This window comes from Microbacterium sp. ET2 (genome assembly GCF_030347395.1).
Lineage (GTDB): Bacteria > Actinomycetota > Actinomycetes > Actinomycetales > Microbacteriaceae > Microbacterium > Microbacterium albipurpureum.
The window spans coordinates 2099811-2123697 of record NZ_CP128170.1; the positions used below are offsets into that span (position 1 = coordinate 2099811).

Annotated in this window: 24 protein-coding genes and 3 pseudogenes; 9 read left to right on the forward strand and 18 right to left on the reverse strand. The window is 70.8% G+C overall.

The window, feature by feature from the left end:
• The first annotated feature begins 82 nt into the window (after nucleotides 1-82).
• Nucleotides 83-559 carry a helix-turn-helix domain-containing protein gene (locus QSU92_RS10195; protein WP_422880441.1) on the forward strand — a complete coding sequence of 159 codons (477 nt, stop codon included), beginning with the start codon at nucleotides 83-85 and terminating at the stop codon, nucleotides 557-559.
• Nucleotides 560-666: 107 nt separating this feature from the next.
• Here QSU92_RS10195 and QSU92_RS10200 read toward each other — a convergent pair whose 3' ends face one another.
• Together QSU92_RS10200 and QSU92_RS10205 are read right to left on the reverse strand one after the other, a co-directional pair.
• Nucleotides 667-1857, reverse strand: coding sequence for a glycosyltransferase (locus tag QSU92_RS10200; RefSeq protein ID WP_289261469.1), 1191 nt, complete (start codon nucleotides 1855-1857; stop codon nucleotides 667-669).
• Nucleotides 1854-2423: a TetR/AcrR family transcriptional regulator gene (locus QSU92_RS10205; RefSeq protein WP_289261471.1), complete on the reverse strand. Its 570-nt coding sequence runs from the start codon at nucleotides 2421-2423 to the stop codon at nucleotides 1854-1856. The genes QSU92_RS10200 and QSU92_RS10205 overlap by 4 nt, the downstream gene beginning before the upstream one ends.
• 112 nt (nucleotides 2424-2535) lie before the next feature.
• Here QSU92_RS10205 and QSU92_RS10210 point away from each other — a divergent pair, with 112 nt between their 5' ends.
• Complete coding sequence (locus QSU92_RS10210) at nucleotides 2536-2934, forward strand: VOC family protein (protein ID WP_289261473.1); 399 nt, start codon at nucleotides 2536-2538, stop codon at nucleotides 2932-2934.
• A 42-nt stretch (nucleotides 2935-2976) separates the two neighbouring features.
• On the opposite strand, the gene QSU92_RS10215 is transcribed toward QSU92_RS10210, so the two are convergent.
• The 3 genes from QSU92_RS10215 to QSU92_RS10225 form a co-directional block, all read right to left on the reverse strand.
• Entirely contained in the window at nucleotides 2977-4362 is a 1386-nt protein-coding gene (locus QSU92_RS10215; RefSeq protein WP_289261475.1) for a glucose-6-phosphate dehydrogenase, read from the reverse strand.
• Nucleotides 4363-4438: 76 nt separating this feature from the next.
• Nucleotides 4439-5539 (reverse strand): ABC transporter permease, encoded by a 1101-nt coding sequence (locus tag QSU92_RS10220; protein WP_289261477.1) that lies wholly within the window; start codon nucleotides 5537-5539, stop codon nucleotides 4439-4441.
• Complete coding sequence (locus QSU92_RS10225; protein ID WP_289261479.1) at nucleotides 5536-6420, reverse strand: ABC transporter ATP-binding protein; 885 nt, start codon at nucleotides 6418-6420, stop codon at nucleotides 5536-5538. The genes QSU92_RS10220 and QSU92_RS10225 overlap by 4 nt, the downstream gene beginning before the upstream one ends.
• A gap of 242 nt (nucleotides 6421-6662) precedes the next feature.
• Here QSU92_RS10225 and QSU92_RS10230 point away from each other — a divergent pair.
• Together QSU92_RS10230 and QSU92_RS10235 are read left to right on the forward strand one after the other, a co-directional pair.
• Nucleotides 6663-7211 (forward strand): annotated as a pseudogene (locus QSU92_RS10230) (NADPH-dependent FMN reductase); the annotation flags it as partial.
• 204 nt (nucleotides 7212-7415) lie between these two features.
• A pseudogene (locus QSU92_RS10235) lies at nucleotides 7416-7967 on the forward strand (dihydrofolate reductase family protein); the annotation flags it as partial.
• Between the two features lie 9 nt (nucleotides 7968-7976).
• On the opposite strand, the gene QSU92_RS10240 reads toward QSU92_RS10235, so the two are convergent.
• Both QSU92_RS10240 and QSU92_RS10245 read right to left on the reverse strand, forming a co-directional pair.
• A complete protein-coding gene (locus tag QSU92_RS10240) occupies nucleotides 7977-8717 on the reverse strand; it encodes a response regulator (RefSeq protein WP_289261482.1) in 741 nt (246 codons plus the stop codon).
• Nucleotides 8714-10015 carry a sensor histidine kinase gene (locus tag QSU92_RS10245; RefSeq protein ID WP_289261484.1) on the reverse strand — a complete coding sequence of 434 codons (1302 nt, stop codon included), beginning with the start codon at nucleotides 10013-10015 and terminating at the stop codon, nucleotides 8714-8716. Before QSU92_RS10245 ends, QSU92_RS10240 begins: the two co-directional genes overlap by 4 nt.
• Before the next feature lie 132 nt (nucleotides 10016-10147).
• Here QSU92_RS10245 and QSU92_RS10250 point away from each other — a divergent pair, with 132 nt between their 5' ends.
• Together QSU92_RS10250 and QSU92_RS10255 are read left to right on the forward strand one after the other, a co-directional pair.
• Nucleotides 10148-10390 carry a hypothetical protein gene (locus QSU92_RS10250; protein ID WP_289261485.1) on the forward strand — a complete coding sequence of 81 codons (243 nt, stop codon included), beginning with the start codon at nucleotides 10148-10150 and terminating at the stop codon, nucleotides 10388-10390.
• A 47-nt stretch (nucleotides 10391-10437) separates the two neighbouring features.
• Nucleotides 10438-11007 carry a hypothetical protein gene (locus QSU92_RS10255; protein WP_289261487.1) on the forward strand — a complete coding sequence of 190 codons (570 nt, stop codon included), beginning with the start codon at nucleotides 10438-10440 and terminating at the stop codon, nucleotides 11005-11007.
• 9 nt (nucleotides 11008-11016) lie between these two features.
• Here QSU92_RS10255 and QSU92_RS10260 read toward each other — a convergent pair whose 3' ends face one another.
• The 3 genes from QSU92_RS10260 to QSU92_RS10270 form a co-directional block, all read right to left on the reverse strand.
• Nucleotides 11017-12462 carry a carotenoid oxygenase family protein gene (locus QSU92_RS10260; RefSeq protein ID WP_289261489.1) on the reverse strand — a complete coding sequence of 482 codons (1446 nt, stop codon included), beginning with the start codon at nucleotides 12460-12462 and terminating at the stop codon, nucleotides 11017-11019.
• Nucleotides 12459-14123, reverse strand: a complete 1665-nt coding sequence (gene crtI / locus QSU92_RS10265; protein WP_333783422.1) for a phytoene desaturase family protein — start codon at nucleotides 14121-14123, stop codon at nucleotides 12459-12461. Before crtI ends, QSU92_RS10260 begins: the two co-directional genes overlap by 4 nt.
• 117 nt (nucleotides 14124-14240) lie before the next feature.
• Nucleotides 14241-15089, reverse strand: coding sequence for an exodeoxyribonuclease III (locus QSU92_RS10270; protein ID WP_289261493.1), 849 nt, complete (start codon nucleotides 15087-15089; stop codon nucleotides 14241-14243).
• A 40-nt stretch (nucleotides 15090-15129) separates the two neighbouring features.
• On the opposite strand from QSU92_RS10270, the gene pyrE reads away from it, so the two are divergent.
• Nucleotides 15130-15708: an orotate phosphoribosyltransferase gene (pyrE, locus tag QSU92_RS10275; protein ID WP_289261495.1), complete on the forward strand. Its 579-nt coding sequence runs from the start codon at nucleotides 15130-15132 to the stop codon at nucleotides 15706-15708.
• Between the two features lie 115 nt (nucleotides 15709-15823).
• Here the strand turns inward: pyrE and QSU92_RS10280 are convergent, their stop codons facing one another.
• From QSU92_RS10280 to QSU92_RS10290, 3 genes are read right to left on the reverse strand one after another with little or no spacing between them, the layout of a single operon-like run.
• Entirely contained in the window at nucleotides 15824-15952 is a 129-nt protein-coding gene (locus QSU92_RS10280) for a hypothetical protein (protein WP_289261499.1), read from the reverse strand.
• Nucleotides 15949-16521: a YdeI/OmpD-associated family protein gene (locus tag QSU92_RS10285; RefSeq protein WP_289261501.1), complete on the reverse strand. Its 573-nt coding sequence runs from the start codon at nucleotides 16519-16521 to the stop codon at nucleotides 15949-15951. The genes QSU92_RS10280 and QSU92_RS10285 overlap by 4 nt, the downstream gene beginning before the upstream one ends.
• A gap of 44 nt (nucleotides 16522-16565) precedes the next feature.
• Complete coding sequence (locus QSU92_RS10290; protein ID WP_289261502.1) at nucleotides 16566-17399, reverse strand: HAD-IIA family hydrolase; 834 nt, start codon at nucleotides 17397-17399, stop codon at nucleotides 16566-16568.
• 63 nt (nucleotides 17400-17462) lie between these two features.
• Between QSU92_RS10290 and QSU92_RS10295 the strand changes: the two genes are divergently transcribed.
• The gene (locus tag QSU92_RS10295; protein WP_289261504.1) at nucleotides 17463-18398 is read left to right on the forward strand and encodes an SDR family NAD(P)-dependent oxidoreductase; all 936 of its coding nucleotides are present in this window, start codon (nucleotides 17463-17465) and stop codon (nucleotides 18396-18398) included.
• Nucleotides 18399-18562: 164 nt separating this feature from the next.
• Here QSU92_RS10295 and QSU92_RS10300 read toward each other — a convergent pair whose 3' ends face one another.
• The 5 genes from QSU92_RS10300 to QSU92_RS10320 are packed head-to-tail and all read right to left on the reverse strand — an operon-like array spanning nucleotide 18563 to nucleotide 23070.
• On the reverse strand, nucleotides 18563-19201 hold the full coding sequence (locus tag QSU92_RS10300) for a metal-dependent transcriptional regulator (RefSeq protein WP_289261506.1): 639 nt from the start codon (nucleotides 19199-19201) through the stop codon (nucleotides 18563-18565).
• A 13-nt stretch (nucleotides 19202-19214) separates the two neighbouring features.
• On the reverse strand, nucleotides 19215-19628 hold the full coding sequence (locus QSU92_RS10305; RefSeq protein WP_289261507.1) for an ATP-binding protein: 414 nt from the start codon (nucleotides 19626-19628) through the stop codon (nucleotides 19215-19217).
• Nucleotides 19618-19950: an STAS domain-containing protein gene (locus QSU92_RS10310; protein ID WP_422880373.1), complete on the reverse strand. Its 333-nt coding sequence runs from the start codon at nucleotides 19948-19950 to the stop codon at nucleotides 19618-19620. Before QSU92_RS10310 ends, QSU92_RS10305 begins: the two co-directional genes overlap by 11 nt.
• Complete coding sequence (locus QSU92_RS10315) at nucleotides 19947-21908, reverse strand: glycosyltransferase family 2 protein (protein WP_289261509.1); 1962 nt, start codon at nucleotides 21906-21908, stop codon at nucleotides 19947-19949. The genes QSU92_RS10310 and QSU92_RS10315 overlap by 4 nt, the downstream gene beginning before the upstream one ends.
• Nucleotides 21909-21924: 16 nt before the next feature.
• A complete protein-coding gene (locus tag QSU92_RS10320; RefSeq protein ID WP_289261511.1) occupies nucleotides 21925-23070 on the reverse strand; it encodes a PP2C family protein-serine/threonine phosphatase in 1146 nt (381 codons plus the stop codon).
• 156 nt (nucleotides 23071-23226) lie between these two features.
• Here QSU92_RS10320 and QSU92_RS10325 point away from each other — a divergent pair.
• Nucleotides 23227-23854: pseudogene (locus tag QSU92_RS10325) on the forward strand (TrmH family RNA methyltransferase).
• Nucleotides 23855-23887: the final 33 nt, after the last annotated feature.

The window sequence follows — 23887 nt, forward strand, 5'->3', positions numbered from 1 at the left end:
AAGTCAATCGGTGTGGTTAGGTGGGGGCGTGAGTCGCGAGCGGATCGAGCTGCGCCCGGGGGATCCCGAGGCCGAGGCGCGGATGCGCGCGCTCAGCTCGCCGCTGAGGCTGCGGGTGCTGCGCCTGTGCGCCTTCGAGGCACGCACCAACAAGGAGCTCGCCGAGCTTCTCGGGGTGAACCCCGGGACGATGCTGCATCACGTTCGGACGCTCGTCGGCACCGGCTACCTCGCCGCCGAGGCCGAGCGCAGCGGCGCGCAGGGCGCGCGCGAGGTGCCGTACCGGGCGACCGGGCTGTCGTGGCGCACGTCGATGCCGGGCGGGTCGCATGTCCTGGTCGAGACGTTCCTGCAGCAGATCGAGGGCCTCACCGACGAGGACCTGGACGCGACCTGGCTGGGGCTGAAGCTCAACGATGCGCACAAGGAGGAGCTGCAGGACCGGCTCTACGCGCTCGTGAGCGAGTTCAAGGACCGCGGGCCCGACCCCGACGGCGAGACGTACTCGCTCTTCACGGTGCTGCACCCCGACAAGAACCCGCCCGCCGTGGGCGCGTGACCCCAACTCCTGCAATTCGCGACGGAAACCCCTGATTCGGCCGCCTCAGCCGCTCGAATCGACGATTCTGCAGGAGTTGGGGACAGGCGAACGCCTGCACATTCCGCTCAGCCGGCCTCGATCAGCTCGAGCGCGCGACCGGTGCCGTCCTCCGCGGCGACGAGGGGGCCGAGCTCGGCTGCGCGCCGCCGGCACCTGAGGGCCTGGTCGATGGCACCACCGGCGCGCCGCACCGTGAGGTGACGCCGCGACAGCGGGTCGGCGGCGACGCCACAGCCGCGGAGCGTCCGCGCCCAGAACGGCTGATCCGCCAGGAACGGCACGACCACCGACGGCGTGCCGGCGCGCACGGCGGCCTGCGCGGTCCCCGCACCACCGTGATGCACCGCCACGTCGACGAGGGGGAACACCTGGTCGTGCGAAGCGCCGTCGATGACCAGCACGTCGTCGCCCCGCAGCTCGGGCGGCACGTCGGCACCGCCCCAGCCGCGGAGCACCAGCGTCTGCAACCCGCGCTCGCGCGAGGCCGCGACGAAGGCCGCACCGCGCGCGAGGGGATCGCCCTGCGCCATCGACCCGAAGCCGACGGACACCGTGGGCCCCGTGCGAAGGAAGGCCGCCACCGTGGCATCCCCCTCTTCGTCGACGGCTTGGTCGCCGTCGCCCACCCAGGCGCCCGTGAGGTGGGCGCTCGCAGGCCAATCGACAGGGCGCGGCAGGATCTGCGGGCTGATGGGCAGGAGTGTCGCTCGCGCCGCGCGCGGCTGAGGGCCGCCGAGGAGCCGCGCCGCCTCGGCCAGTTCACGCCGGAACATCGCCGCGGCGGCCCCGCCCGCGCGGTACGTGAGCCGGTTGAGCGGCCCCAGGTCGAACGGCACCGTGCCCGCGGCCGGGAACTCGCGGGTGGGAATGGTGGTGGGGACGGTCTCGACGGCGAACAGCTGCGCCCCGAGACGCGCGGCGATGTGCGGGGCCGAGAGCACCTTGGGGTGGGCGATGACCGCGTCGGCGCCGTGATCGAGACCGATCTGCGCCGCGCCGACGATCACGGCCCGCATGGTCGGCCGTACGACCGATGCGAAGTTCCGCATCGCCTGCCGGACCGACGTGCCCTGCGCGGCGATCATCGCCTGGAAGTCCGCTCCGAGCGATGCGGTGTCGAGCCCTGACAGGTCGACCCCGGAGTTGTCGGGCACGGCCAGCGTGACGTCGTGTCCGTCCCGCTGCGCGCGGCGCGCAAGGGCGGCGAACGGCTCGACGTCGCCCCGAGAGCCTGCCGTCAGGAGCAGCAGCCTCACCGCGTGACCCTCGCGCCGAGGAGGGGCGCCACGGCCGCGAGCCCGGCGTCCAGGCGCAGGAGCACGTCGGCGTCGACTTCGTCGTGCCCGAAGCGCCGGGCGATGAGTCCGCCGAGGAGGAGGGGGGCGAGCGAGTAGGCGGTGAGCGCGACGCGGGCGTCTTCCCGCGCGTCGGCCGAGGCGCCGGCGAGCATTCCCGCCGTGTCGAGGATCCGATCCGATGACGCGATGAGCGCGTCGAAGAACGCGGCCGCGCTGTCACCCCCTTCGATCAACGCGCGGGCGATGTAGCGGACGTGAGGCGCGAGGTGCTCTGCGAGCATGCGCCGGCTCACCTCGTCGTCGGGTTCGCCCTTGTGGGTCACGGCGTGGAGCGCGGCGTCGTCGCAGGCGCGACGGAGGCCGGATTTGTCGGTGAAGTGGTGGATGACCAGCGCCGCGCTTACGCCCGCCTCGGCGGCGATCGTGCGGACGGAGCAGGCGAACCCGTCGCGGGCGAAGCACGCCACCGCGGCGTCGAGGATGCGCTGGCGGGTGGAGTCGGATGCCGGTGGGGGAGGAGTCACGCAGCACATCATTGAACAAGTGTTCAATGCCTGTCAACCGCCGGGTCTCCTCAGCCCTGGACGCCGACCGCCGAACGCGCCAGGCTGGCACCGACACCACTCAGGAGGACCCATGTTCACCACCGACCACGCCTTTTCCGGCTTCAGCGTCGACGACATCGACGCGGCGCGCCAGTTCTACGGCGAGACGCTCGGACTCACCGTCAGGGACAACCCGATGGGCTTCCTCGATATCGGTTTGGCGTCGGGGGCGCACATCCTCGCGTACAGCAAGACGAATCACGAGCCCGCCAGCTTCACCATCTTGAACTTCCCCGTCGCCGACATCGAAGCGGCCGTCGACGATCTGAACGCCCGCGGCGTGACGACCAAGATCTACTCCGACGATGAGTTCCCCACCGACCACCGCGGCATCCTCCGCGGCGAGGGACAGGGCCCCGACATCGCGTGGTTCCGCGACCCGGCCGGTAACGTCCTCGCCGTGATGCAGGACGACGCCCTGTCCGGATGACCGCAGGCGCCGCTTCCGTCGTGAGGTGCGCCTGACCGGCGCCTAGGGCCGCGGCCACCCCGCGGGGCCGTCGGTGCCCGCGGGGTACTCATCCAGCGGCACCTGGCCGCTGCGCCACGCGTCGAGCACGGGCTGAACGATCCGCCAGCACTGCTCGGCCGCGTCGCCGCGGACGGCGAGCATCGCGTCGCCGTCGAGGATCCCCGACAGCACCTCGGCATAGGCCTTCAGCGTCCCCTCGCCGAGGTCGGCGACGAGCCGGGCGCGTTCGAGCTCGAAGGCGTCGCCGTCTCCGCTGACGTTCAATTCGAGCGTCATCCGGTCGGGGCCCAGTGCGAAGCGCAGCACGGTCGGCTCGGTGCTGCCGGTGAGACCGTCGGGGAGGTGCCGCACGGGCTTGAATCGCACGATCACCTCGCGCTCGGCGTCATCCAGCGCCTTCCCCGACCGCAGCGTGAAGGGAACCCCCTGCCAGCGGGCGTTGCGCACCTCGAACACGACCTGGGCGAGTGTCTCGGTCTCGCGCGCTGGATCCACTCCCGGCTCGTCGACGTACGACGGGAGGGCGCGGGCCTGCACGACACCGGCGGTGTACCGCGCGCGGTGCGACGAGGCCACCGGGTCGCCCTGCCAGACGTCGGTGGCGCGAAGGACCGCGCCGGTCGCCTCGCGGAAGTCGATCTCGGACAGTGACGCCGGAGGCTCCATCGCCACGATCGCCAGCACCTGCAGGAGGTGGCTCTGGATCATGTCGACGAGTGCCCCCGCGTGGTCGTAGTACCCGGCCCTGCCCTCGAGTCCGAGGGTCTCGTCGTAGCCGATGAAGATCGACTCGATGTGCTCGGCCGACCACACCGGCTCGAGCACCCGGTTCGCGAGCCGCGCGCCGAGGATGTTCAGCGTCGTCGACCGTCCGAGGAAGTGGTCGATGCGGAACACCTGCGACTCGGGGACGATCCGCGCGACCGTCTCGTTGAGGGCACGAGCCGTCGCCTCGTCGCTGCCGAAGGGCTTCTCGATCGCGAGGATGAGCCCCTCGGGAACCTCCAGCCCGGTCAGCGCCTGGCACGCGCGCTCGGTGATCGCCGGCGGCACGGCGAAGTACAGCGCGACCCGCCCGTCGTTTCCGGCCATGAGTGCGGTGAGGTCGGCGGGGTCGGTGATGTCGGCCTTCGTGTAGGTCGTCTCCGCCACCGAGGCGAACGCCTTCTGCGACCCGGTCGTGGCGAAGGACGCCTTGACCACCTCGCGCCACCGGTCGTCGTCCCAGTCATCCATTCCGGCGCCGCGGAGGTGGATCCGGCGGTCGGGCTCGCGGGTGAGCAGCTGCCCGAGGGCGGGGAGGAGGAGCCTCGAGGTGAGGTCTCCCGATGCTCCGAGGATGATCAGGGTGGTCAGGTCGGTGGCCGTCTTCTCCGCAGCGCTCATGCTCGCCACCCTAGTTTCTCGGCGAGGAGGAAAAAGGGGGATGCCGGAATTCCGGCATCCCCCCTGGCGCGGCGCCTCAGGCGGCCAGCGCCTCCCGCAGCTTGACGCGTGCCCCCATGCGCAAGAGCGAGTTCTCGTAGATCTTCGCGCCGACGAGGATCGCCCCGACGCAGGTCGCGGCGAGGATCGCCAGCGACACCAGCGGCTCCCACCACTGCGCCTCGCCGAGGAAGAGCCGCATCGGCATCCCCACGGGTGCCGAGAACGGCACGTAGGACATGATCGTCAGCACCAGCGAGTTGTCGTTGAAGAAGATCACCAGGAAGTACGGCGCCATGATCAGCATCGTCAGCGGCGTCGTGGTCGACCCGATGTCCTCCTGGCGCGACACCATAGCCGCCGCCGCGGCGAACAGCGCCGCCAGCAGGATGAAGCCGAAGAGGAAGAACACCGCGAACCACGCGATCGGCGCGCCGAGGCCCTGCAGCAGCGCGGTCTGATCGGTGACGGTGAGTCCCACCACCGCCACCGCGGCGAGCACCAGGATCTGCCCCACCGCGAGCACGGTGTTGCCGATGACCTTTCCTGCCAGCAGCGCCCGGGTGGGCACCGCCGAGATCAGCAGCTCGACCACGCGGGTCTGCTTCTCTTCGACCACACTCTGGGCGATGGTGCCGCCGAAGAGCGACGCGGCGAGGAGGAAGACGATTCCGAACCCGAGGGCGACGAAGTAGCGGAGGAGGGGGTTGGTCTCATCCGGGTTCAGCAGCTCGACGGGCGGCACCTGCGCCAGGGTGAGCATGAGGTCGGTCGGCGGGTTCGAGTCGGCCACGATGATGAAGCCGAGCGGCGAGGACGAGTCGCCCACGACCGCGGCGTCGACATCACCCGAGGCGACGAGATCCTCGGCCTGAGCGCGGTCGCTCACGTCGGTGACCTCGAGCCCCTCGACGCCGTCGACGTACTGCGACGCGTTGCTGGTGACCGCGACAGGGGTCGCCGACGAGTTCCCGGCGGTGAAGCCGCCCCAGATCACCAGGGCGAGGGCGCCGAGGATGAGGATCGCGGTGGAGATGACGAAGGCCTTGCTGCGCAGCTTCGACCCGATCTCGCGCTCGGCGACGAGCCACACGCTCTGAGCGGTGCTGGGTGCGGCGGGAAGAGTGGACGTGCTCACTGGATGACCTCCTTGAAGATCTGGGCGAGGGTGGGATGCTGCGGGGCGAAGCTCGCGACATCCCCCTGGGCCACCGCACGGCGGAGCACCCGCTGCGCGGCGTCTTCGGAGTCGACGTCGAAGACGGCGTACCCGCCGTCGAAGTCGACGACGCTCACGCCGGGCTCGTCGCGGAGCCAGCCGGCGTCACCGGCCGACACGAGCTCGTACCGGTGGGCGGAGTGCTCCGCGCGCAGGGCGTCGCGCGCCCCGGCGGCGCGCACCCGGCCTCCGGCGATGATGACGAGGTCGTCGCACAGGCGCTCGACGACGTCGAGCTGGTGCGAGGAGAACAGCACCGATGCGCCGGCCGCGGCCCGCTGCTGCAGCACGCCCGCGACCACGTCGACCGCGAGCGGGTCGAGGCCGGAGAAGGGCTCGTCGAGGATCAGCACCTCGGGCTGATGCACGAGGGCGGCGGCGATCTGTGCACGCTGCTGGTTTCCGAGCGACAGTGTCTCGACGTTGTCCTCGAGGCGCTCGCCGAGGCCGAGCTCCTCGAGCAGCGCGGTGGCTCGGGCGGTGGCGTCGGGCTTGGAGAAGCCGTGGAGGCGCGCGAGGTAGACGATGTGCTCGAGCACCTTCATCTTCGGATACAGCCCCCGTTCCTCGGGCATGTACCCGAAGCGGCGGCGGTCGGCGGGGGTGACGGGTGATCCGTCGAGGGCGACGGTGCCGGCATCCTTCCCCAGGACCCCGAGGACGATGCGCATCGTCGTGGTCTTACCGGCGCCGTTGCCGCCGACGAAGCCCGTCAGGCGCCCGGGGCGGACGTCGAACGACACGTCGTCGAGCGCGCGGCGGCCGCCGTACGCCTTGGTGATGCCTCTCAGCTCCAGCATGATGCTCCTTCTGGTCGGGGTCGGCCGGGGATGACATCGACGTTACGGAGCGGGCCCGCCCGCGGCATCCGTCCCCGGGTGGGTTTCTCGTCGGCCCGGCTCCTCCTCCCCGCGGGGGATGTCACGACGTCGAGAGGAATTTCCATACGCGGGAATAGATAACGGATGCCGGGCCTTTGACCCCGTTGGAATGTCCGACGGCGGTCTCCCGCCGGGAGACGCCATCTATGGAGGAGAACTCAATGAGCAACCGCACAATCGGGTACATCGTCGGGAGCATCTCGTCGACCTCGATCAACCGTCGCCTGGCGAAGGCCCTCGAGCGTCTCGCTCCGGAGGGGACGACCCTGGTCGAGATCCCGATCCAGGACCTGCCGTTCTACTCGCCCGACTACGACGCCGACTTCCCTGAGGTCGCCCGCGACTTCAAGCGCGCGATCGAGGACGTCGACGGCGTGATCATCGTCACCCCCGAGTACAGCCGCTCGATCCCCGGCGTGCTGAAGAACGCCCTCGACTGGGCGGCGCGCCCGTGGGGTCAGGGCTCGTTCAACCACAAGCCCACTGCCATCATCGGCACCTCGCAGGGCGGCATCGCCACGGCGACCGCGCAGCAGCACCTGAAGGCGATCCTCAGCCACTTCAACGCCCCGACGCTCGGCCAGCCCGAGGGTTACGTCCAGACGACCCCCGGCCTCTTCTCCGAGCACGGCGAGATCACGAGCGACGAGACCGCCGCGTTCCTCGTCAGCTACCTCGAGGCGTTCAACGCGCTCGTCGACCGTTACGCGCACGGCTCGTCAACGCCTGACGGATCCCCCTCGACGGCCCCGGTCCCGCCTCGGCGGGCCGGGGCCGTCGCTCTTGCCGCTGCCGCCTCGCCGGGCGAGGATGAAGACGGACGCAAGCGCGGAGGGGACCACATGACCGGACGCATCACCATCGACCTGTTCGTCTCGCTCGACGGCGTGGCACAGGCGCCGGGAGCGCCGGACGAGGATCGCTCGGGCGGCTTCCCCTACGGCGGCTGGCAGGCGCCGGTGATGGGGGAGGTGGAGGGTCGGGAGGTCGCCCGAGGTATCGAGGAGATGGACGCCCTGGTGCTCGGCCGCCGCACCTACGACATCTTCGCCGCATACTGGCCGCACCACGTCGAGGGCGACGGAGCCGGCCGCATCGGCCGGACGTTCGCGGCGATCCCGAAGTACGTCGCCTCGCGCGGAGCGCCAGAACTTCACTGGCAGGGGGCGAGGCTGCTGGGCCCCGACGCGGTGCAGGCGGTCCGCGCGCTTCGCGACGTGCACGAGCAGGTCCACGTCATCGGCAGCGTCGACTTCGTCCAGTCCCTCCTCGCGGCGTCGGCGTTCGACGAGCTGCGGCTCTACACCTACCCGGTGGTGATCGGCCGGGGGAAGCGGGTGTTCCCCGAGGGCGCCGCGCCCGCAACCCTCGCGCTGCTCGGCGACCCGATCGTGTCGGAGAAGGGGGCCGTGCTCCTCCGCTACGCCCCTGCCGGCGCGCTCCGCACGGGAGAGATGGGCGACTGACGGCCCCTCTCAGGCCAGGCCGTGGCGGTGGGCGTAGACCACCGCGGCGACCCGGTCGCGGGCGCCGAGCTTCTGCAGCACGTTCGACACGTGGGTCTTGACCGTGGCCTCGCCGATGAACAGGCGCTCGGCGATCTCGGCGTTGCTGAGCGCCTGCGCGATGAGGCGCAGCACCTCGGTCTCGCGGTCGGTGAGGTCGACGACGGGTGCGCCGGGCGCCGCCTGCGGTCCAGAAGACGAGATCCGGTCCAGACGAGGACGTTTCGGCGCGAAAAGTCCTCCGCTCGGCCGATCCTCCTCGCGGGGGGATGCCTGGGCCGCCGGCCCGCCGCCGCCCGCGAACCGGCGGATCACCCGGCGCGTGACCTCGGGGGCGAGAAGCGCGTCACCCGCCGCGGCGACCCGCACCGCGTGGACGAGCTCCTCGGGCCCGGCGTTCTTCAGCAGGAATCCGCTCGCCCCCGCCGACAGCGCCTCGAAGAGGTAGTCGTCGCGGTCGAAGGTCGTCACGATCAGCACGGCCGCCTCAGACCCGGCGTCGACCAGCTCCCGGGTCGCGGCGATCCCGTCCATTCCGGGCATCTGCACGTCCATGCAGATCACGTCGGGAGAATGCGCGGATGCCGCGGCGACCGCCTCGGCACCGTTCGCGGCCTCTGCGACCACGGCGATGTCGTCCTCGGACTCCAGGATCATCCGGAACCCGGCGCGCATCACGGCGTGGTCGTCGACGAGGAGGACGCGGATCATCGGGAAGCGCCTTCGGCCACCGCGACGCCCACCGGCGGCGTCTGCGGCTTCGGGGTGCCGAGCGGCACGTGCGCACGAACGCGGAACCCGCCGCGTGGGCGAGGCCCGGCCTCCAGGACGCCACCCGACGCGGCCGCGCGTTCCCGCATCCCCACGAGACCGAGGCCCGGGCGCGGGGAGGTGGCGACGCGACCGGTGTTGGTGACCTCGAGTTCGACGCCGTCGCGGGAGTACCGCAGCCGCACGTCGGCGCCGGCATCAGGACCGGCGTGACGACGCGCGTTCGTGAGCGCCTCCTGGGCGATGCGGTAGAGATTGACCTGCACGACGTAGGGGACGGGCAGCGGATCGCCGACGACGGTGAACGTGGTCGGCAGACCGTTGTCCTCGGCGTGTCGGACGAGGGCCTCCAGGTCGTCGAGCGACAGGGTGGACCCTTCGTCCGTGTCGGCATCGGCCGTGCGCAGGGTCTGCAGCAGATGGCGCAGCTCGTCGAGGGCCGATCGCGCCGACGACTCCACTCCTGAGAGCGCCGCGCGCGCAGCATCCGGGTCCTTTTCGATCACCGCGCGTGCCGCACCGGCCTGCACCCCCATGGCGGAGACGTGGTGCGCGACGACGTCGTGCAGTTCGCGGGCGATCTTCAGGCGATCGAGGGCGACCGCCTGCGCCGCCGTCAGTTCGCGCTCGCGCTCGAGCTCCTCTGTGCGAAGCTCCAGCGCACGGCGCTGCAGGGCGGAGGCGTACGCGCGATCGCCCATGTAATAGGCCCCGCCGAAGAAGGCGACGTTCACCAGGAACTGGATGAGCATGTAGGCGACGAAGGGGGAGAAGATCCCTTCGCGCGAGAGCCCGTCATCGGTCGGCGCCGTGACGGCCTGGAATGTGGTGATCAGAAGCCAGAGGAACATGCCGACGGTGATCACCGCGCGGACGATGACGGCCCGCCGGCGGTCATCGACCCAGGCGCCGACGGTGTAGAACGCGATGAAGACGGCGATGTTGCCGACGTACAGCTCGGGGATCCGGACGCTCATCCCGATGAAGAAGGCCAGCGAGACCACGACGGCGATGATCTCGGGGTAGCGACGCCGCAGGGCAAGCGGCAGGGTGAGCGCGGCTCCGTACAGCAGTGACCACTGGATCTCGGCGGTGTCGGTGCCGTAGAAGCCGGCGACCGAGCCGAGGGCCGCGCTGAGGATGGCGCCGACGAAGAGGCCGATCGCGAGGCCGAGGTCGGCGCGGAAGTCGGCGCGTGTCGCCGGAGCCCGAGCGATCGTGGATGCGGGCGACGTCATCCTTCCACGGTAGAGGCGCCGACCGGCCGTGGCATCCGCCCGCGGGCGGAGCGATGCGTCTCCGTCGCGCGGGGGAGGCGCGGGGCCGGGCGCGCTGAGAGGGTGGGCGTCACGAACGGGAAGGAGTCCGCGATGGCGACGCTCGAGAATCTGATGTGGGGCGACCGTGACGATCCCCGGCGTGAGTTGGCCGAGCTGTTCCCCGGCGAGGGTGATGCGGTGTCGGTGCGGGCCCGCGACTGGGCACGCCGGGTGGTGGATGCGGCGGGTGTACCCCGCGAGGATGAGCTGCGCGTGATCAGGACGCTGCGCGATGCCGAGCCGCGGCTGTCGCTCAAGCCCGCCCGCTATCTGGCGGCGCAGCTGAACGTCTGAGGCCCGGCTCCTCGGGACCCGGGCCATCCGCTGCTAGCGTGCGGCGGGTGAGCGAACAGCAGACCCGGGAGCCGGATGACACCCAGCGCGCGGTCCCCATCGGGGTCGTCATGGTCGGGATGTCGCTGGTGGTGTGGTGGCCCGCCTTCACCATCGGCGCGTGGGGCGATCTCTTCTTCGATCAGCTGCTGACCCTGTGGGCGGCGTCCACCGCTGCGCTGGTGTTCGTCCTCGTGGAGCGAAAGCCGGTGGGCGCGAAGCTCGGGCGGGCGCTGCTGCTGCTCACCCCGTCGCTGTGGATCGTGCTGTCGTACGTCTTCAATGAGAACGAGACGAACATCGCCGTTCTGCTGCTGGCCGTCGGCGGCATCCTCGTCATCGTCGCCGGGCTGCCGCTGACGATGTGGGTGCTGGTGCGCATCGTCTGGCCCGACTTCGCGTCGTTCACCCGGCGGTCCACGCGATGGCTCATCCTCGGTGTGGTCGGCGGGATCGCGATCATCTCGTTCGTCCTGGGTCTCACGCAGTCGCAGTGGCTGTACTGCGAGGACTTCGCGATCAGCGGCAACTCCGAACCCGCCGGCTGCACGCCCGAGCCGCCCGACCTCTACGAGTGACGTGCGACGTCAGTTCGGGCGCACCTCGCCGTAGAACTGACCGTGATAGCCGTGGAGCACCGCGTGCGGAAGCTCGGCGCGGGCGATCTCGGCGAAGCTCGCGGCGTCGAGCACCAGCAGGAACGACGTCTCCGCCGCGGCATCCAGCACCACCGAGAGCACGACGCCGTCGTCCTCGGCCTCCCGCCCCGGGCGCCCGACGAAGACGCCCTCGCCCGGGTAGCAGCCCTCGGCCCGCCAGGTGGCGGTCGTACGGGCGACGTTGTCGATCTTGACCAGGCGGTCGTAGAAGCCCGGCGCGTCGCCGAGACTCACGCCGTAGATGTAGCGGTGGTCGGGCCGGGTGTTCATCCGGGCGTAGTCGAGACTCGGCAGCTCGATCGGCGTCGGCGAGATCTCCTCGCCGGTGACCGTCTTCCCCCCGCCCTTCAGCGCCAGCCGGAATCGGCGGAGCGTACCGGGAGGGATCCGTGCGTCGGGCTCTTCGAGCCGGTGCAGGTAGAACGCTTCGATCACCGAGGCGTCGTCGTAGCCCACGAGGTCGACGACGACGTCGTCGCCGTCGTCGTAGGCGTTGACGTGGTGGAAGGCGAAGAAGGCGGGAGAGGTGAGGGTCTTCACGTGCGCGCCGGTCTGCCGGTCGAACACGTGGAACTTCGTGCCCCGCTCGGGCTTCCACCGGAAGTTCTCGATGTAGGGCTTCAGCCACAGCAGGAGCGAGACGGGGTTGACCACGAGGGGGAACTCGGCGAGCACGAGGTAGCGCTCCGACATCCCGAACGAGTGGATGTAGCCCGGTTCGCCCACTCGCCGACGCGCCAGCGTCGTCGGAGTCGCCCCCGGGGCGGTGGTGTCGAGGTGGCGGAAGACGTACTGGCTCGAGGCGTTGAAGCGCGTGACGAGGTTGATCGCCTCGCCGCGCGCGTCATCCAGCTGAGGGTGCACCGTCGTCATCCGTCCGAAGTTCGAGGTGTCCCACCCGGTCACCCCCACGGTCTTCAGCGTCACGGGGTCGAACTCGACCTGGATCGGCGTCTCGGCCAGGGCCAGGAACTTCTCGGCCACCTTGGCGATGTTGACCTTCGCGCTGTCGGTGGGCTGGGGATCGAACACCGCCATCGCGCGGGCGAACAGCGACCGGCACGGATCGGTCGCGAACTCGGGGAAGGCGATGCGGCCCTCGTCGCGCGCCGCACGGTAGGCCTCGGTCTCGAGGAACCGGTTCTGGTACGACACCCGGCCCTCCGAGACGGTGAAACGGTGAAGCATCGCCAGACCGTCGAACCAGTGCCGGTAGCGCCGCTCGCCCACCTGGAACGACCCGGGACCGTTGCGCAGCAGTGAGCCTTCCAACCAGTCGGGAAGGATGCCGCGGACCGGCACGTCGTCGATCTCGACCTCGGGGCTCTCGCCGAACCCGGCGGCGAAGCCCTGCGACGTCGTGCCCGCGCTCACGAGGGCACCTCGTCGGCGATGCGGGTCGTGTCGGCGTCGCCCGAGCGGCGGGTGGCGGCTCCGGGGTACTCCTCGCCGATGAGCCCCGCCGCGATCTTTCCCGAGGCGAGCACTGCCGGCACCCCGGCGCCCGGGTGGGTGCCGGCGCCGACGAGGTACAGACCCCGGACGGCGCGGGAGCGGTTGTGCGGGCGGAACCAGCCCGACTGGAAGAGCGTCGGCTGCAGGGAGAAGGCCGCGCCGCGCGGCGTCTGCAGGATGTCGCGGAAGTGCTCGGGCCCGATCGCGTGCTCGGCGACGATGTGGTCGGACAGGCCGGGGAGGAAACGTTCGTCGAGCGTGTCGAGCACGAGGCGCCGCACGCGCGCGGCCTCGTCGGCGGCGGCCTCGGCCGACCGCTCACCGTGCGCGGGAAGGGCCGGAGAGGCCACCAGCACGTACAGCGCCTCGCACCCGGGCGGCGCGACCGACGCGTCGGTGCGGGTCGGCACGTGCACGTAGAGGAAGAGGTCATCGGCCGCCAGGTGCGCATCACCCGCGAGGTCTCGGGCTTTCGGCCGGAAGACGCGCTGCATCACCGCGCGGGCGTCGCCGCCGAGGAGGAGATTGTGGTGGGCGAGCGGGGTGTCGGGCCAGGTGCGGTCGGCGCCGAAGTAGAGCACGTGCAGCGACATGCTCGGCGTGCTCCGCCGCATCCGCATCCGCGACGGCGCCGCCTGCGGCGCACCGGCGAGCAGGCGTTCGTAGGTGGCGCCGGGGTCGGCGCCGGAGATCACGACGTCGGCCTCGATCTCCGAGCCGTCGACCAGGCGCACACCGGTGACGCGCCCGCCGGCGTGGAGGATGCGGTCGACCTCGGCGCCGCAGCGGATCGTGCCGCCCAGGCGCTGGACGAGTGCGCCGATCGCCTCGACGAGGGCGCTCGTGCCGCCGATGGCGTAATGCACGCCCCAGCGGCGTTCGAACTCGACGATGAGGGCGTACAGCGACGGGGTGCGAGCCGGGTCGCCGCCGATGAGGAGCGGGTGGAACGCCAGTGCCCGCCGCAGGAAGGGGTCGCGCACGGTGGTGTTCACCAGGTGCTGCATGCCGCGGGCGGCACCGTGACGCAGCAGGTAGGGGAGCATGCGCAGCATGACGTGCAGCTGCATCATCGAGCGCTCGGTGTAGGGGTAGAAGGCGTCGAAGATTCCGCTGATCTTCCGCTGCAGCCGGTCGAATCCCGAGACGTCGGCGGGGCTGCGACGAGCTACCTCCTCGCGGAAGTCATCGAGCGCGGCGCGGAAGTCGAAGCGCCCACCCGCGGCGTCGAAAGCTCGGTAGAAGGGGTCCAGGGGGACGAGCTCGACGTGGTCGGACAGCTTCTCACCGGCGAGGGCGAACAGCTCCTCGAACATGAACGGGGCGGTCAGCACCGTCGGCCCGCCGTCGAAGCGGAACCCGTCGATGTCGTACCGGTACGCCCGCCCGCCGATGAGGTCGCGCTTCTCCAGGATGGTGACCTCGTGCCCGGCGGCGGCGAGGCGCGCGGCGGCGGCGAGCCCTCCGAAGCCGGCGCCCACGACGACGACGCGCGCGCCCCCGGCGGTCACCGGCGGCCGCTCGGTGCGGGGTGCACCACGACGATCGAGGTCACGGCCGCGGCCACGCCTCTTCCCCACCCGCGGGAGCTCCCTCGGGTTTCTGACACGCTCCCCATCGCACTCCCCTTTCGAGGATGTGGGGCTAGCATACGGCTCCCCCGAGAGGGGGCGGGTCGCGGGAAAGGGTCTTCCGGTTCAGCCGAAGATCATGGGGCGATCGTCGTCTTCGTCCGCCGGCGGCTTCAGGTCGAGGTCGATCACGACGGGCACGTGGTCGCTCGGCAGCTCGCCCTTGCGCTCGTTGCGGTGGATCTGAGCGCCGGTGACCTTCTCGGCCAGGCCCGTCGAGCCCAGGATGAAGTCGATGCGCATCCCCTCGTTGCGGGGGAACTTCAGCCGCTTGTAGTCCCAGTAGGTGTAGCCGGTGGGCACGAGCGGTCGCACCACGTCGGTGAGTCCCGCCGACTGCAGCGCCGAGAACGCCTCGCGCTCGGGCGGTGAGACGTGCGTGGAGAATCCGGGCACCACCGCGGGGTCGCCGTTGTCGGCGTCGGTGGGGGCGATGTTGAAGTCGCCGACGAGCGCGAGCGGCAGACCGGGTTCCGCGGCGAGGGCGTCGCGGGCGTACTGCTCGAGGGCGGCGAGCCAGTGCAGCTTGTAGTCGTAGTGCGGGTCGCCGAGCGCGCGACCGTTCGGCACGTACAGACTCCACACTTCGACCCCGTCGATGCGCGCGCCCAGCGCCCGCGCCTCCTGCGGAGCATCCGGTCCCTCATGCCCCTTCGCGAAACCGGGCATCCCCGGGAAGGCGGTGCGGATGTCGTCGATCGGCGCCTTGCTCGCGATCGCGACGCCGTTCCACTGCGAGAAACCGTGCGCCTCGACCTGGTAGCCGGCCTCTTCGAACCGCTCGAAGGGGAACTGCTCGGCCTTGCACTTGATCTCCTGCATCGCCAGCACGTCGATGCTCTCGCGGACGGCGAAGTCGACGATGCGGTCGACGCGAGCACGGATCGAGTTGACGTTCCAGGTGGCCAGGCGCATGCCTCCAGCGTAGAACCGCGCCGGATCTAGACTCGTCGTCGTGACCGTCGCCTCCACTGCCGAGCTCGAAGCCGACCGCCAGGCCCTCATCGCCCTCATCACCGGCGAGGCGGTGTTCCACGGTGACTTCACGCTCTCCAGCGGCAAGAAGGCGTCGTACTACGTCGACATGCGCCGGCTCACCCTCGACCACCGGGCGGCTCCCGCGATCGGACGGATCATGCTCGACCTCATCCGAGACGTCGACGGCGTCGTCGCCGTGGGTGGGCTGACGCTCGGGGCCGATCCGATCGCCAACGCCGTACTTCACGAGTCGGTGCGGGCGGGGCGACCGCTCGACGCCTTCGTCGTGCGCAAGGAGCCCAAGGACCACGGCCGAGGCCGGCAGGTCGAGGGGGCGGATGTCGCAGGCAAGCGCGTCGTCGTCGTCGAGGACACCTCCACCACCGGCCAGTCGGCGCTGAAGGCGGTGGAGGCCCTCCGACGCGAGGGCGCGGAACCGGTCGCGGTCGCGGTGATCGTCGACCGCAAGACCGGGGCGCAGGACGCCGTCGAGGCGGCCGGGCTTCAGTGGCTCGCCGCGATGGACCTGGACGACCTGGGCCTCGCGCCGCAGTAGCCCGCGCTTCCGTGGGGCCCGGGTGGTTCACCGAGAAACCAGATCTCCGCCGAGACGTCGCGCGGTGGCGTGGGGGCTCTGCGCCGATGTGCTTTCTCGGCGAGACGGCGAGGGACTACTCGTCGTCGCGCGGGCCGCGCCCGCGGCGCGATCGCACCAGCTGCCAGAGCAGCACCACGAGCGTGCCGGCGATGATGATCGCGCTGGTGACCAGCAGCAGCGTCTGCTCGGTCTCGGAGATCATGGGCGCTTCCCTTCCGCCGCGTCCGCGACGATCTTCGCGATGCGCGCCGCACGGGTCTCTTCCCTGCGGGCGGTGTCGACCTGGGTGATGCCGAACTTCCGGGATGACGGCGGGAAGCCGTTCCACGCCGCGCGCGCCTCGGGCGTCGCATCCAGAGCCGCCGCGAGGTCGTCGGGTTCGCGCAGGGCTTCGGCGTTGTCGAGCACGCTCCACGCCCCGTTCGCCTTCGCCACCTCGATCGCGCGGAGGCCGGCCTCTTCGAGGAGCCCCTCCGCCTCGAGCCGCGCGACGCGCGCCTTGTTGGTCGCGGCCCAGCCGCTCGTGGGCCGGCGCGGCGCGAACCACAGTCCGCTCGTGCGTTCGTCGAAGGTCCGCACCGGCCCGTCGATCCAGCCGAAGCACAGGGCCTGGAGGATGGCGTCTTCGTAGCCGATGAGGTCGAGGTCCGATCCCGGCCGCGGTCGGACGAGCCAGGCGCCTCGCGATGCGCGGTGGTTCTGTTCCAGCCACGAGCGCCACGCCTCGGCATCCTTCGCGATGACCTGCTCGCCGTCGTCGAGCGCTCCCATGCGGTGACTCTATCGGGCGGTGGCGTGACGGGTCCCGGACGGGTTCAGAGTCCGTCGAGCGACCCCATGTCCGACGCCTCCGTGAGGTCGGATTCCAGGGGTTCGGGGGCGAGCAGGTCGGCGACGGAGTCGACGACCTCGTCGGGTCGGAACGGGTAGCGCTCGATCTCGGTCTGGTCGCTGATGCCGGTGAGGACGAGAACCGTGTGAAGGCCCGCCTCGATGCCGGCCACGACGTCGGTGTCCATGCGGTCGCCGATCATGCCGGTGGTTTCGGAGTGCGCACCGATGCGGTTCAGCGCCGACCGGAACATCATGGGATTGGGCTTGCCGACGACGTAGGGCTCCTTGCCGGTCGCCCGGGTGATGAGCGCAGCGAACGACCCGGTGGCGGGGACCACTCCGTGGGGGGTCGGCCCCGTGGCATCCGGATTGGTGATGATGAAGCGTGCCCCGTCGTTGATGAAGCGGATCGCCTTGGTGATCGTCTCGAAGTTGTACTGCCGAGTCTCGCCGACCACGACGTAATCGGGCTGCGTCTCGGTCATGACGAACCCGGCCTCGTGGAGGGCGGTCGTCAGGCCCGACTCGCCGATGACGAACGCCGTGCCGCCGGGGAGCTGCGAGCGGAGGAAGTCGGCGGTCGCGAGCGCGGAGGTCCAGATCCGCTCCTCGGGGACCTCCAGGCCCGACCGGGTCAGCCGGGCGCTCAGGTCGCGCGGGGTGAAGATCGGGTTGTTCGTGAGGACGAGGAACGGTGTCGCCTGGTCGCGCCACTGCGCGAGCAGCTCGGCGGCGCCGGGGATCGGACGGTTCTCGTGGACGAGGACCCCATCCATGTCGGTGAGCCAGCATTCGATATCGGCGCGGGTCCGCATGGTGCCAGCGTACCGGGGAAGCCGGGGATGCCACCGGGCGAGGTGAGGTCTACTGTCGGAGGGGTGACCGCGCCCGACTGGGACCCCGAAGCGCTGCCGGATCTGACCGGCCGCACTTACCTCGTCACGGGTGCGACGCGGGGCCTCGGGTACTTCGCCTCGGAGCAGCTGGTGCGTGCGGGCGCGCGGGTCGTCATGACCGGCCGGAACCCGAACCGCCTCGTTTCGGCTCGGGCGGCGGTGGAACGGCGTGTGCCCGAGGCGGCCACCGTCGGACCCACCGAGACCCTGCTGCTGGACACCAGCAACCTCGGCTCGGTGCGCGCGGCTGCGGCGACCGCGCGAGCCCGGTGGAACATCGACGGCGTGCTGCTGAACGCCGGCGTCGTGCATCCGCCCCGCACCCGCGAGACCACCTACGGCGGCAACGAGGTCGTCTTCGCCACGAACGTGCTCGGTCACTTCGCCCTGGCGGGGGCGCTGCTGACCTCGTTGTCGGCCGTCGCGGGGCGGATGGTGTGGGTCGGCAGCGTCGCGGCGACGATCTCGCCGTACGACCCCGTCGACCCGCAGCTCGTCGAGGGCTACACGCCCTGGCGGGCCTATGCGCAGTCGAAGGTGGCGTGCACCTCGCTCGGGCTCGAGGCCGACCGCCGGCTGCGGGCGGCGGGCGCGCCGGTGTCGAGCGTCGTCGCCCACCCCGGCTACAGCATCAGCGGACGGACCCCGGGCATCCACGGGGTGAACGAGCCGTCGCGCTGGGCGCGCTTCGTCGACAACCTGCAGGGGCCCGTCACCCAGTCGAAGGAGGAGGGTGCGTGGCCCCTCGTCCGCGCCCTCGTCGACCCGACGGTGGGCGGCGGGGAGTTCTGGGGGCCGCGTCACCTGCTCCGTGGCCGGCCGGCGCAGCAGCGCCCGTCGAAGGTCACCCGCGACCCCGAGGTCGCCGAGCGACTGTGGCGCTTCTGCGAGGAGACGTCGGGCATCCACTGGCCCTGAGCGCACCGCTCCGGCGCTGCTACCCGGCGAACCACCCCGAACGCGTCGAGCCTCCCGGCATGGCGCGGCGGCTCGACGCGGATGAGGTGGTTCGGGGTGCCGAGGGGGGCGAGGGGGGGAGGTGCCTCTCGGCGGAAGGGGGAGGGCCGGAGCGCGGTTGGGGATCAGGCGCTCAGCCATACCGCCGACGTCGCGCCCTCGGGGAGGGTGAGCGGCGCGCCGCCGTCGACCGAGACCCGGCCCGCCGGGCGCACCTCGATGTCGTGCCCCACGGCGACACCGACGACCTCCAGGGCACGGAGCAGATCGGGGTCGCGATCGCTCACCCGCAGCACGCGTCCCCGGTGCCCCGCGGGGGCGACCGCGAGCAGCACGAAGGGTTCGCGCTCGACGCGCCCGTCGGCGTCGGGGATCGCATCGCCGTGCGGGTCGAACCGCGGGTGCCCGAGTCGCTCGTCGATGCGGGCGAGCAGCCGGTCGCTGACGGTGTGCTCGAGCACCTCGGCTTCGTCGTGCACCTCGTCCCAGCTGTACCCGAATTCCCGCACCAGCCAGGTCTCGATGAGCCGGTGGCGACGGATGATCGCGGCGGCGCGCCGCTGCCCGTTCTCGGTGAGCGTCACCGGCCCATAGGGGCGGTGGGTGACAAGCCCCTGCGCGGCGAGCTTCTGCACCATCTCGGTCACGCTCGAGGGAGCGAGGCCCAGCACCGTCGCGAGCTGGGACGGCGTCATCCGGGCGTCCTGCCACTCGGTGTGGTGGTAGATCGTCTTCAGGTAGTCGTCGACGGCGGGGGAGGCCACCGTTCCAGGCTACCTAGGAGCCTCGACTCAGCCTGCGTGTGAGCCGCCACACGTTGCCGCCCTCGCCGGAGTGCTCGAGTTCGTCGAGGGTCGCCAGGGCGAGCGCCAGTCCGCGGCCGGACTCGGCGTCGACGTCGGGCATCGACACGTTCCTCAAATCGATGAGGGCGGGGTCGGCGTCATCGGCGAACACCGCCCGCAGCCCGGTGTCGTCGATCGACACGTCGAGGCTCATCGAGATCTCCTCGCGTGCGCGCGCGTGTTCGACGATGTTCGTCGCGATCTCGCTGACGGCCAGGGTGAAGAGGGTCCGGTCCTCCTCATCGACCTCGGGGTGGCTCGACCACAGCAGATCGAGCACATGATGCACGTCGTCGATGAAGCCGTCGTCGGCGCGCCCCTCGACCCGGAGGCCGTCAACGCTCATCGAAGGCCGCTTCGACGGTGTCGTACTCACGGAGCACCCGATCGAGGTTGGTGAGCTTCAGCACCCGACGCACCGGCTCGGTCACACCGGCGATCCGCAGGTCGCCGCCGGCGAGACGTGCGGACTTCAGCCCGCCGATGAGCGCGCCCAGGCCCGACGAGTCGACGAATTCGGTACCCGCGAGGTCGATGACGACCCTGGTGCTCCCGCCGTCGACGAGTTCGCCGATGGCGGACCGCAGGCGCGGCACGCCCGGAGCGGTCAGGCGCCCTTCGAGGGCGATGACGGCGTAGGCGCTGCCGGGGGTGACGGTGAGGTTCACGGGGCGATCTGCCTTTCGTCGGTGAACGGGGCCTTGGGGCCACGATAGAGCGCGGCCTGGATGATCACGCTCAACACCGCGAGGTCGTAGACGACCCAGACCGTGTTGACGAGCGTTCCCGTGCCGTCGGCGGTGCCGACGGCGAGCCGGGTGAGCCCGATCCCCAGGGCGAAGACGAGCACGGCGATGGCGGTCAGCTGCGGCCAGATCTGCCGCCACGGCGGGCCGCCCTCGGCCCGGCCGTCCTTCTTCGTCACGGCGAAGCCGAGGGGCTGCTTCAGCACGACGTTGGCGAAGGCCGTCACGCAGGCATCGATCCACACCGGGAAGAGCGCGAGAGCGTACTGCTGCCCTCGCCAGGTCTTGATGCCCCGCGCCACGACGAGGAAGAGGATCTGGTTGATGATGAAGTACGGCAGGAACCGTGCGAAGAAGTCCACGCTCCAGGCCGTGACGGGCATGACGCCGAAGACGAGGTAGATCACGGGGGCAGCGAGGTAGACCAGCGCGGTGAACCCCGAGAGGTAGCTCCACATGGTGGCGAAGTACATCAGCCGCTGCCCCGCCGACAGCCCCTTCTTCACCAGCGGGTTGTCGCGCAGCATCACCTGGAGCGTCCCCTGAGCCCAGCGAAGGCGCTGGGTGAGCATCGTGCGCAGGTCTTCGGGGGCGAGGCCGTGGGCGAGGATCTCGTGGTGGTAGACGCTCCGCCACCCCAGGGAGTGCAGCTGCATCGCTGTCGCCATGTCTTCGGTGACCGAGATCGTGGCCATCGGCTGCACCGGCTGGGCTTCTCCGGGGCGGTCGACCCGCAGAGCGTCGAGGAGGGCCGAGACCGACTCGACCGCACCGAGCGGTGACATCTCGCGGGTGGCGAGGGCGTCGAGCGCGGTGTCGTCGATGACGATCGCGTCGAGCTCGCTGTCACGTTCGATCGGCAGCTGGGCGATGACGTCGAGGTCTGCCTGGAGGGCTGCGAGATCGCGCGAGACCAGACGGCGGGATGCCGCGTCGACGGCGCTCTGCACGCGGTACGTCACCTCGCCGATGGGCTCGCCGGCGGCGATCTGGCGGCGCGCGCCGGCGACCTCGTCGCGTAGCGCCGTCAGCTCGGTGCGGACGGTCTCGTCGGCGTCGCGGTCGCGCGCCGCGCGCGAGAGGAGAGACTCCGCAGCCCGGAGGGTGCGGGCTGTGGACTGCTCGAGGTCGCGGACGTAGCCGACGATGCCGAGCTGCATGAGCGCGTCGCGACGGAGGACGGCGTTGGATCCGCAGAAGAAGGCCGCATTCCAGCCGTCCTTCCCCTGCTGGATCGGCCCGTAGAACAGCGGCGCCTGGCTGCCCAGCGGATCGGCGTCGTCGACGTTGACGAACCACTGCGGCGTCTGCACCAGCGCCACCTCGGGGTCGTCGGCGAAGTAGCCCAGCGTGCGGTGGAGGATCAGCGGGTCGGGCACCTGGTCGGCGTCGAGGATGAGCAGGAACTCGCCGTCGGTGTCCATCAGGGCGTTGTTGAGGTTGCCGGCCTTGGCATGCCGCGGCTTGCCGGTCCAGTCCTGGGACCGGGTGATGTACCCGAGCCCCGCCTCCTGAGCGGCGGCGGCCATCTCGGGTCGTGCCCCGTCGTCGAGCACCCACGTGTTGTGCGGATAGGCGATGCGCTGGGCGGCGAGGGCCGTGGCCATCACCATCTCGATCGGCTCGTTGTAGGTGGTGATGAAGACATCGGCCGTGCCCTGCGGTGGCGAGGTGGGCGCCGGCCGGTCTTTCGCACGCCACATCGTGACGGCGAAGAGGAACGTGTCGATGAGGCTGTAGGTCTCGGCGATGACGAGGGGGACCGCGATCCACCACGCCGACCAGTTGATCGAGTCGAGCCACCGCCACGCGATGTAGTTCACACCCAGGAGCACCGACAGCAGGGCGAGGATGCGGATCCAGACGAAACGCGCGCTCATCGTGCGCGACCCCTTCTCACGCGTCCCGGCGCACGAGCAGCACCGTGACGTCGTCGGGAGCGTGGCGCTCCTGAGCGAGCCGTACCGCTTCGGCGACCGCTCCGACCGGCCCGTGTTCGGCGATCACCCGCAGCACATGATCGAACGGATCATCGTCGAGGATGTCGAGCAGACCGTCGCTGCAGCACAGGAATGCATCTCCCGGCTCGAGCTGCACCGAGGCCGCCGCGCGGTCGAAGTCGAAGCCCATCCCCAGGGGCAGACCCGTCGAGCGCAGCGCCGTCCAGCCGCCGTCAGCCCGCAGGATGAACGCCAGGCTGTGGCCGGCGTCGACGAACGAGATCGTCCCCGACTCGGGGTCGAGCTCGGCGTGCACGGCGGTGACGAACAGTCCGGCCCGTCCGAGGTCGGATTCCAGCAGCCTGTCGGCCTCTCCGACGGCGTCGGCGAGGCCGCGGTCGGGCGCGGTTCTGAGAGACGCCCGCACCGACGCGGCGACGATCGCGGGTCCGGTGCCCTTGCCCATGACGTCGGCCAGCGTCATCCGCAGTCGCCCGTCGTGGAGATACCAGTCGTAGAGGTCTCCCATGAGCTGACCGGATGCCGTGGCGGCCGCCGCCAGGGTGTACCCGGCGATCTCGGGGGTGTCCCGGGGGAGCAGCGCCTGCTGCACGACTGTGGCATGGTCGAGATCGTCTTCGGCCATGAGCTCGGTCTGCACCCACTGCGCCATCTCGCGCAGGAGCTCCACCTCGCGGGCGTCGAGGGACCGGGGCTGGGTGTCGAGGATGCACAGCGTGCCCACATGCTCGCCCCCCGGCGCCTGGAGCGGGTGGCCGGCGTAGAACCGGAGGTGCGGGTCGCCCACGACGAACGGATTCTCGGCGAAGTAGTCGTCGATGCTCGCGTCCTCGACGATGAGGGTGTCGCCGGTGCGGACGGTGAGATCGCAGAAGGCGCCCTCGCGTGACGCCTCGTTGCCGCCGAGGCCGATCTGCGACTTCCGCCACTGGCGGTCGCGGTCCAGCAGCGTGACGCTCACCATCGGCACGCCGAAGATCTCCTGGGCGAGGCGCGTCACCCGGTCCACGCGCTCATCGGGTCGGGTGTCGAGCAGTCCGAGCGCCTCGATGGCGCGCTGTCGTCGGTCGTCGTCGAACAAGGAAACCCCCCACTGGTTCGTCGTCGGCGAATCTCCAGTATGTCGGGGATCGGCCGGAGAGGGGAGGGCAGGGGAGGGTTCGGAAAATGCTTGCGCGGGCGGCGATAACCTGTGTCCGTGGATGCCGCACCGTCCGAGCCGCAGCCGGAGTCGGCCATCACTGAGCCTGCGCAACCCGCTCTGGCCCACGGCGTCGGCCCCTGGCCCGGCGGGACGGACACATGGCCCGACGACCCGCGGTACGACCCCGACCTGCTGGCCACCGGTGATACGCGGAATGTCGTCGACGACTACCGGTACTGGCGGATGGAGGCGATCGTCGCCGATCTCGACCGGCGTCGCCACGGCTTCCACGTCGCGATCGAGAACTGGCAGCACGACATGAACATCGGCTCGATCGTGCGAAGCGCGAACGCCTTCCTCGCGGCCGAAGTGCACATCGTCGGCCGGCGCCGCTGGAATCGGCGCGGGGCGATGGTCACCGACCGCTACCAGCACGTGCGTCACCATGAGGATGTCGCGGCCTTCGCCGCGTGGGCGGAGCCTCGAGGGTCTCCCCGTCATCGCGGTCGACAATGTCGAGGGCTCGGTGGCGCTCGATCACGCCGACCTCCCCGAGCGATGCGTTCTGCTGTTCGGCCAGGAGGGCCCGGGGCTGTCGCCCCAGGCGCTCGCCGCAGCATCGGCGGTGGTCGAGATCACCCAGTACGGCTCCACCCGATCGATCAACGCCTCCGCCGCGGGCGCTGTGGTCATGTACGAATGGTGTCGCCGCTGGGCGTGATCGGCTCCCCGTGTCGGCCGCCTCCCGGGACGT

What these genes read in the sequence shown, in the direction of transcription:
- QSU92_RS10315 (WP_289261509.1), bottom strand. Translation starts at nt 21,908, where the DNA reads ATGAGCGCGCGTTTCGTCTGGATCCGCATCCTCGCCCTGCTGTCGGTG.
- QSU92_RS10280 (WP_289261499.1), bottom strand. Translation starts at nt 15,952, where the DNA reads ATGATCTCCGAGACCGAGCAGACGCTGCTGCTGGTCACCAGCGCGATC.
- QSU92_RS10225 (WP_289261479.1), bottom strand. Translation starts at nt 6,420, where the DNA reads ATGCTGGAGCTGAGAGGCATCACCAAGGCGTACGGCGGCCGCCGCGCG.
- QSU92_RS10240 (WP_289261482.1), bottom strand. Translation starts at nt 8,717, where the DNA reads ATGATCCGCGTCCTCCTCGTCGACGACCACGCCGTGATGCGCGCCGGG.
- QSU92_RS10270 (WP_289261493.1), bottom strand. Translation starts at nt 15,089, where the DNA reads ATGCGCCTGGCCACCTGGAACGTCAACTCGATCCGTGCTCGCGTCGAC.
- QSU92_RS10195 (WP_422880441.1), top strand. Translation starts at nt 83, where the DNA reads ATGCGCGCGCTCAGCTCGCCGCTGAGGCTGCGGGTGCTGCGCCTGTGC.
- QSU92_RS10210 (WP_289261473.1), top strand. Translation starts at nt 2,536, where the DNA reads ATGTTCACCACCGACCACGCCTTTTCCGGCTTCAGCGTCGACGACATC.
- QSU92_RS10215 (WP_289261475.1), bottom strand. Translation starts at nt 4,362, where the DNA reads ATGAGCGCTGCGGAGAAGACGGCCACCGACCTGACCACCCTGATCATC.
- QSU92_RS10305 (WP_289261507.1), bottom strand. Translation starts at nt 19,628, where the DNA reads ATGAGCGTTGACGGCCTCCGGGTCGAGGGGCGCGCCGACGACGGCTTC.
- QSU92_RS10285 (WP_289261501.1), bottom strand. Translation starts at nt 16,521, where the DNA reads ATGGGAGCGCTCGACGACGGCGAGCAGGTCATCGCGAAGGATGCCGAG.
- QSU92_RS10290 (WP_289261502.1), bottom strand. Translation starts at nt 17,399, where the DNA reads ATGCGGACCCGCGCCGATATCGAATGCTGGCTCACCGACATGGATGGG.
- QSU92_RS10245 (WP_289261484.1), bottom strand. Translation starts at nt 10,015, where the DNA reads ATGACGTCGCCCGCATCCACGATCGCTCGGGCTCCGGCGACACGCGCC.
- QSU92_RS10250 (WP_289261485.1), top strand. Translation starts at nt 10,148, where the DNA reads ATGGCGACGCTCGAGAATCTGATGTGGGGCGACCGTGACGATCCCCGG.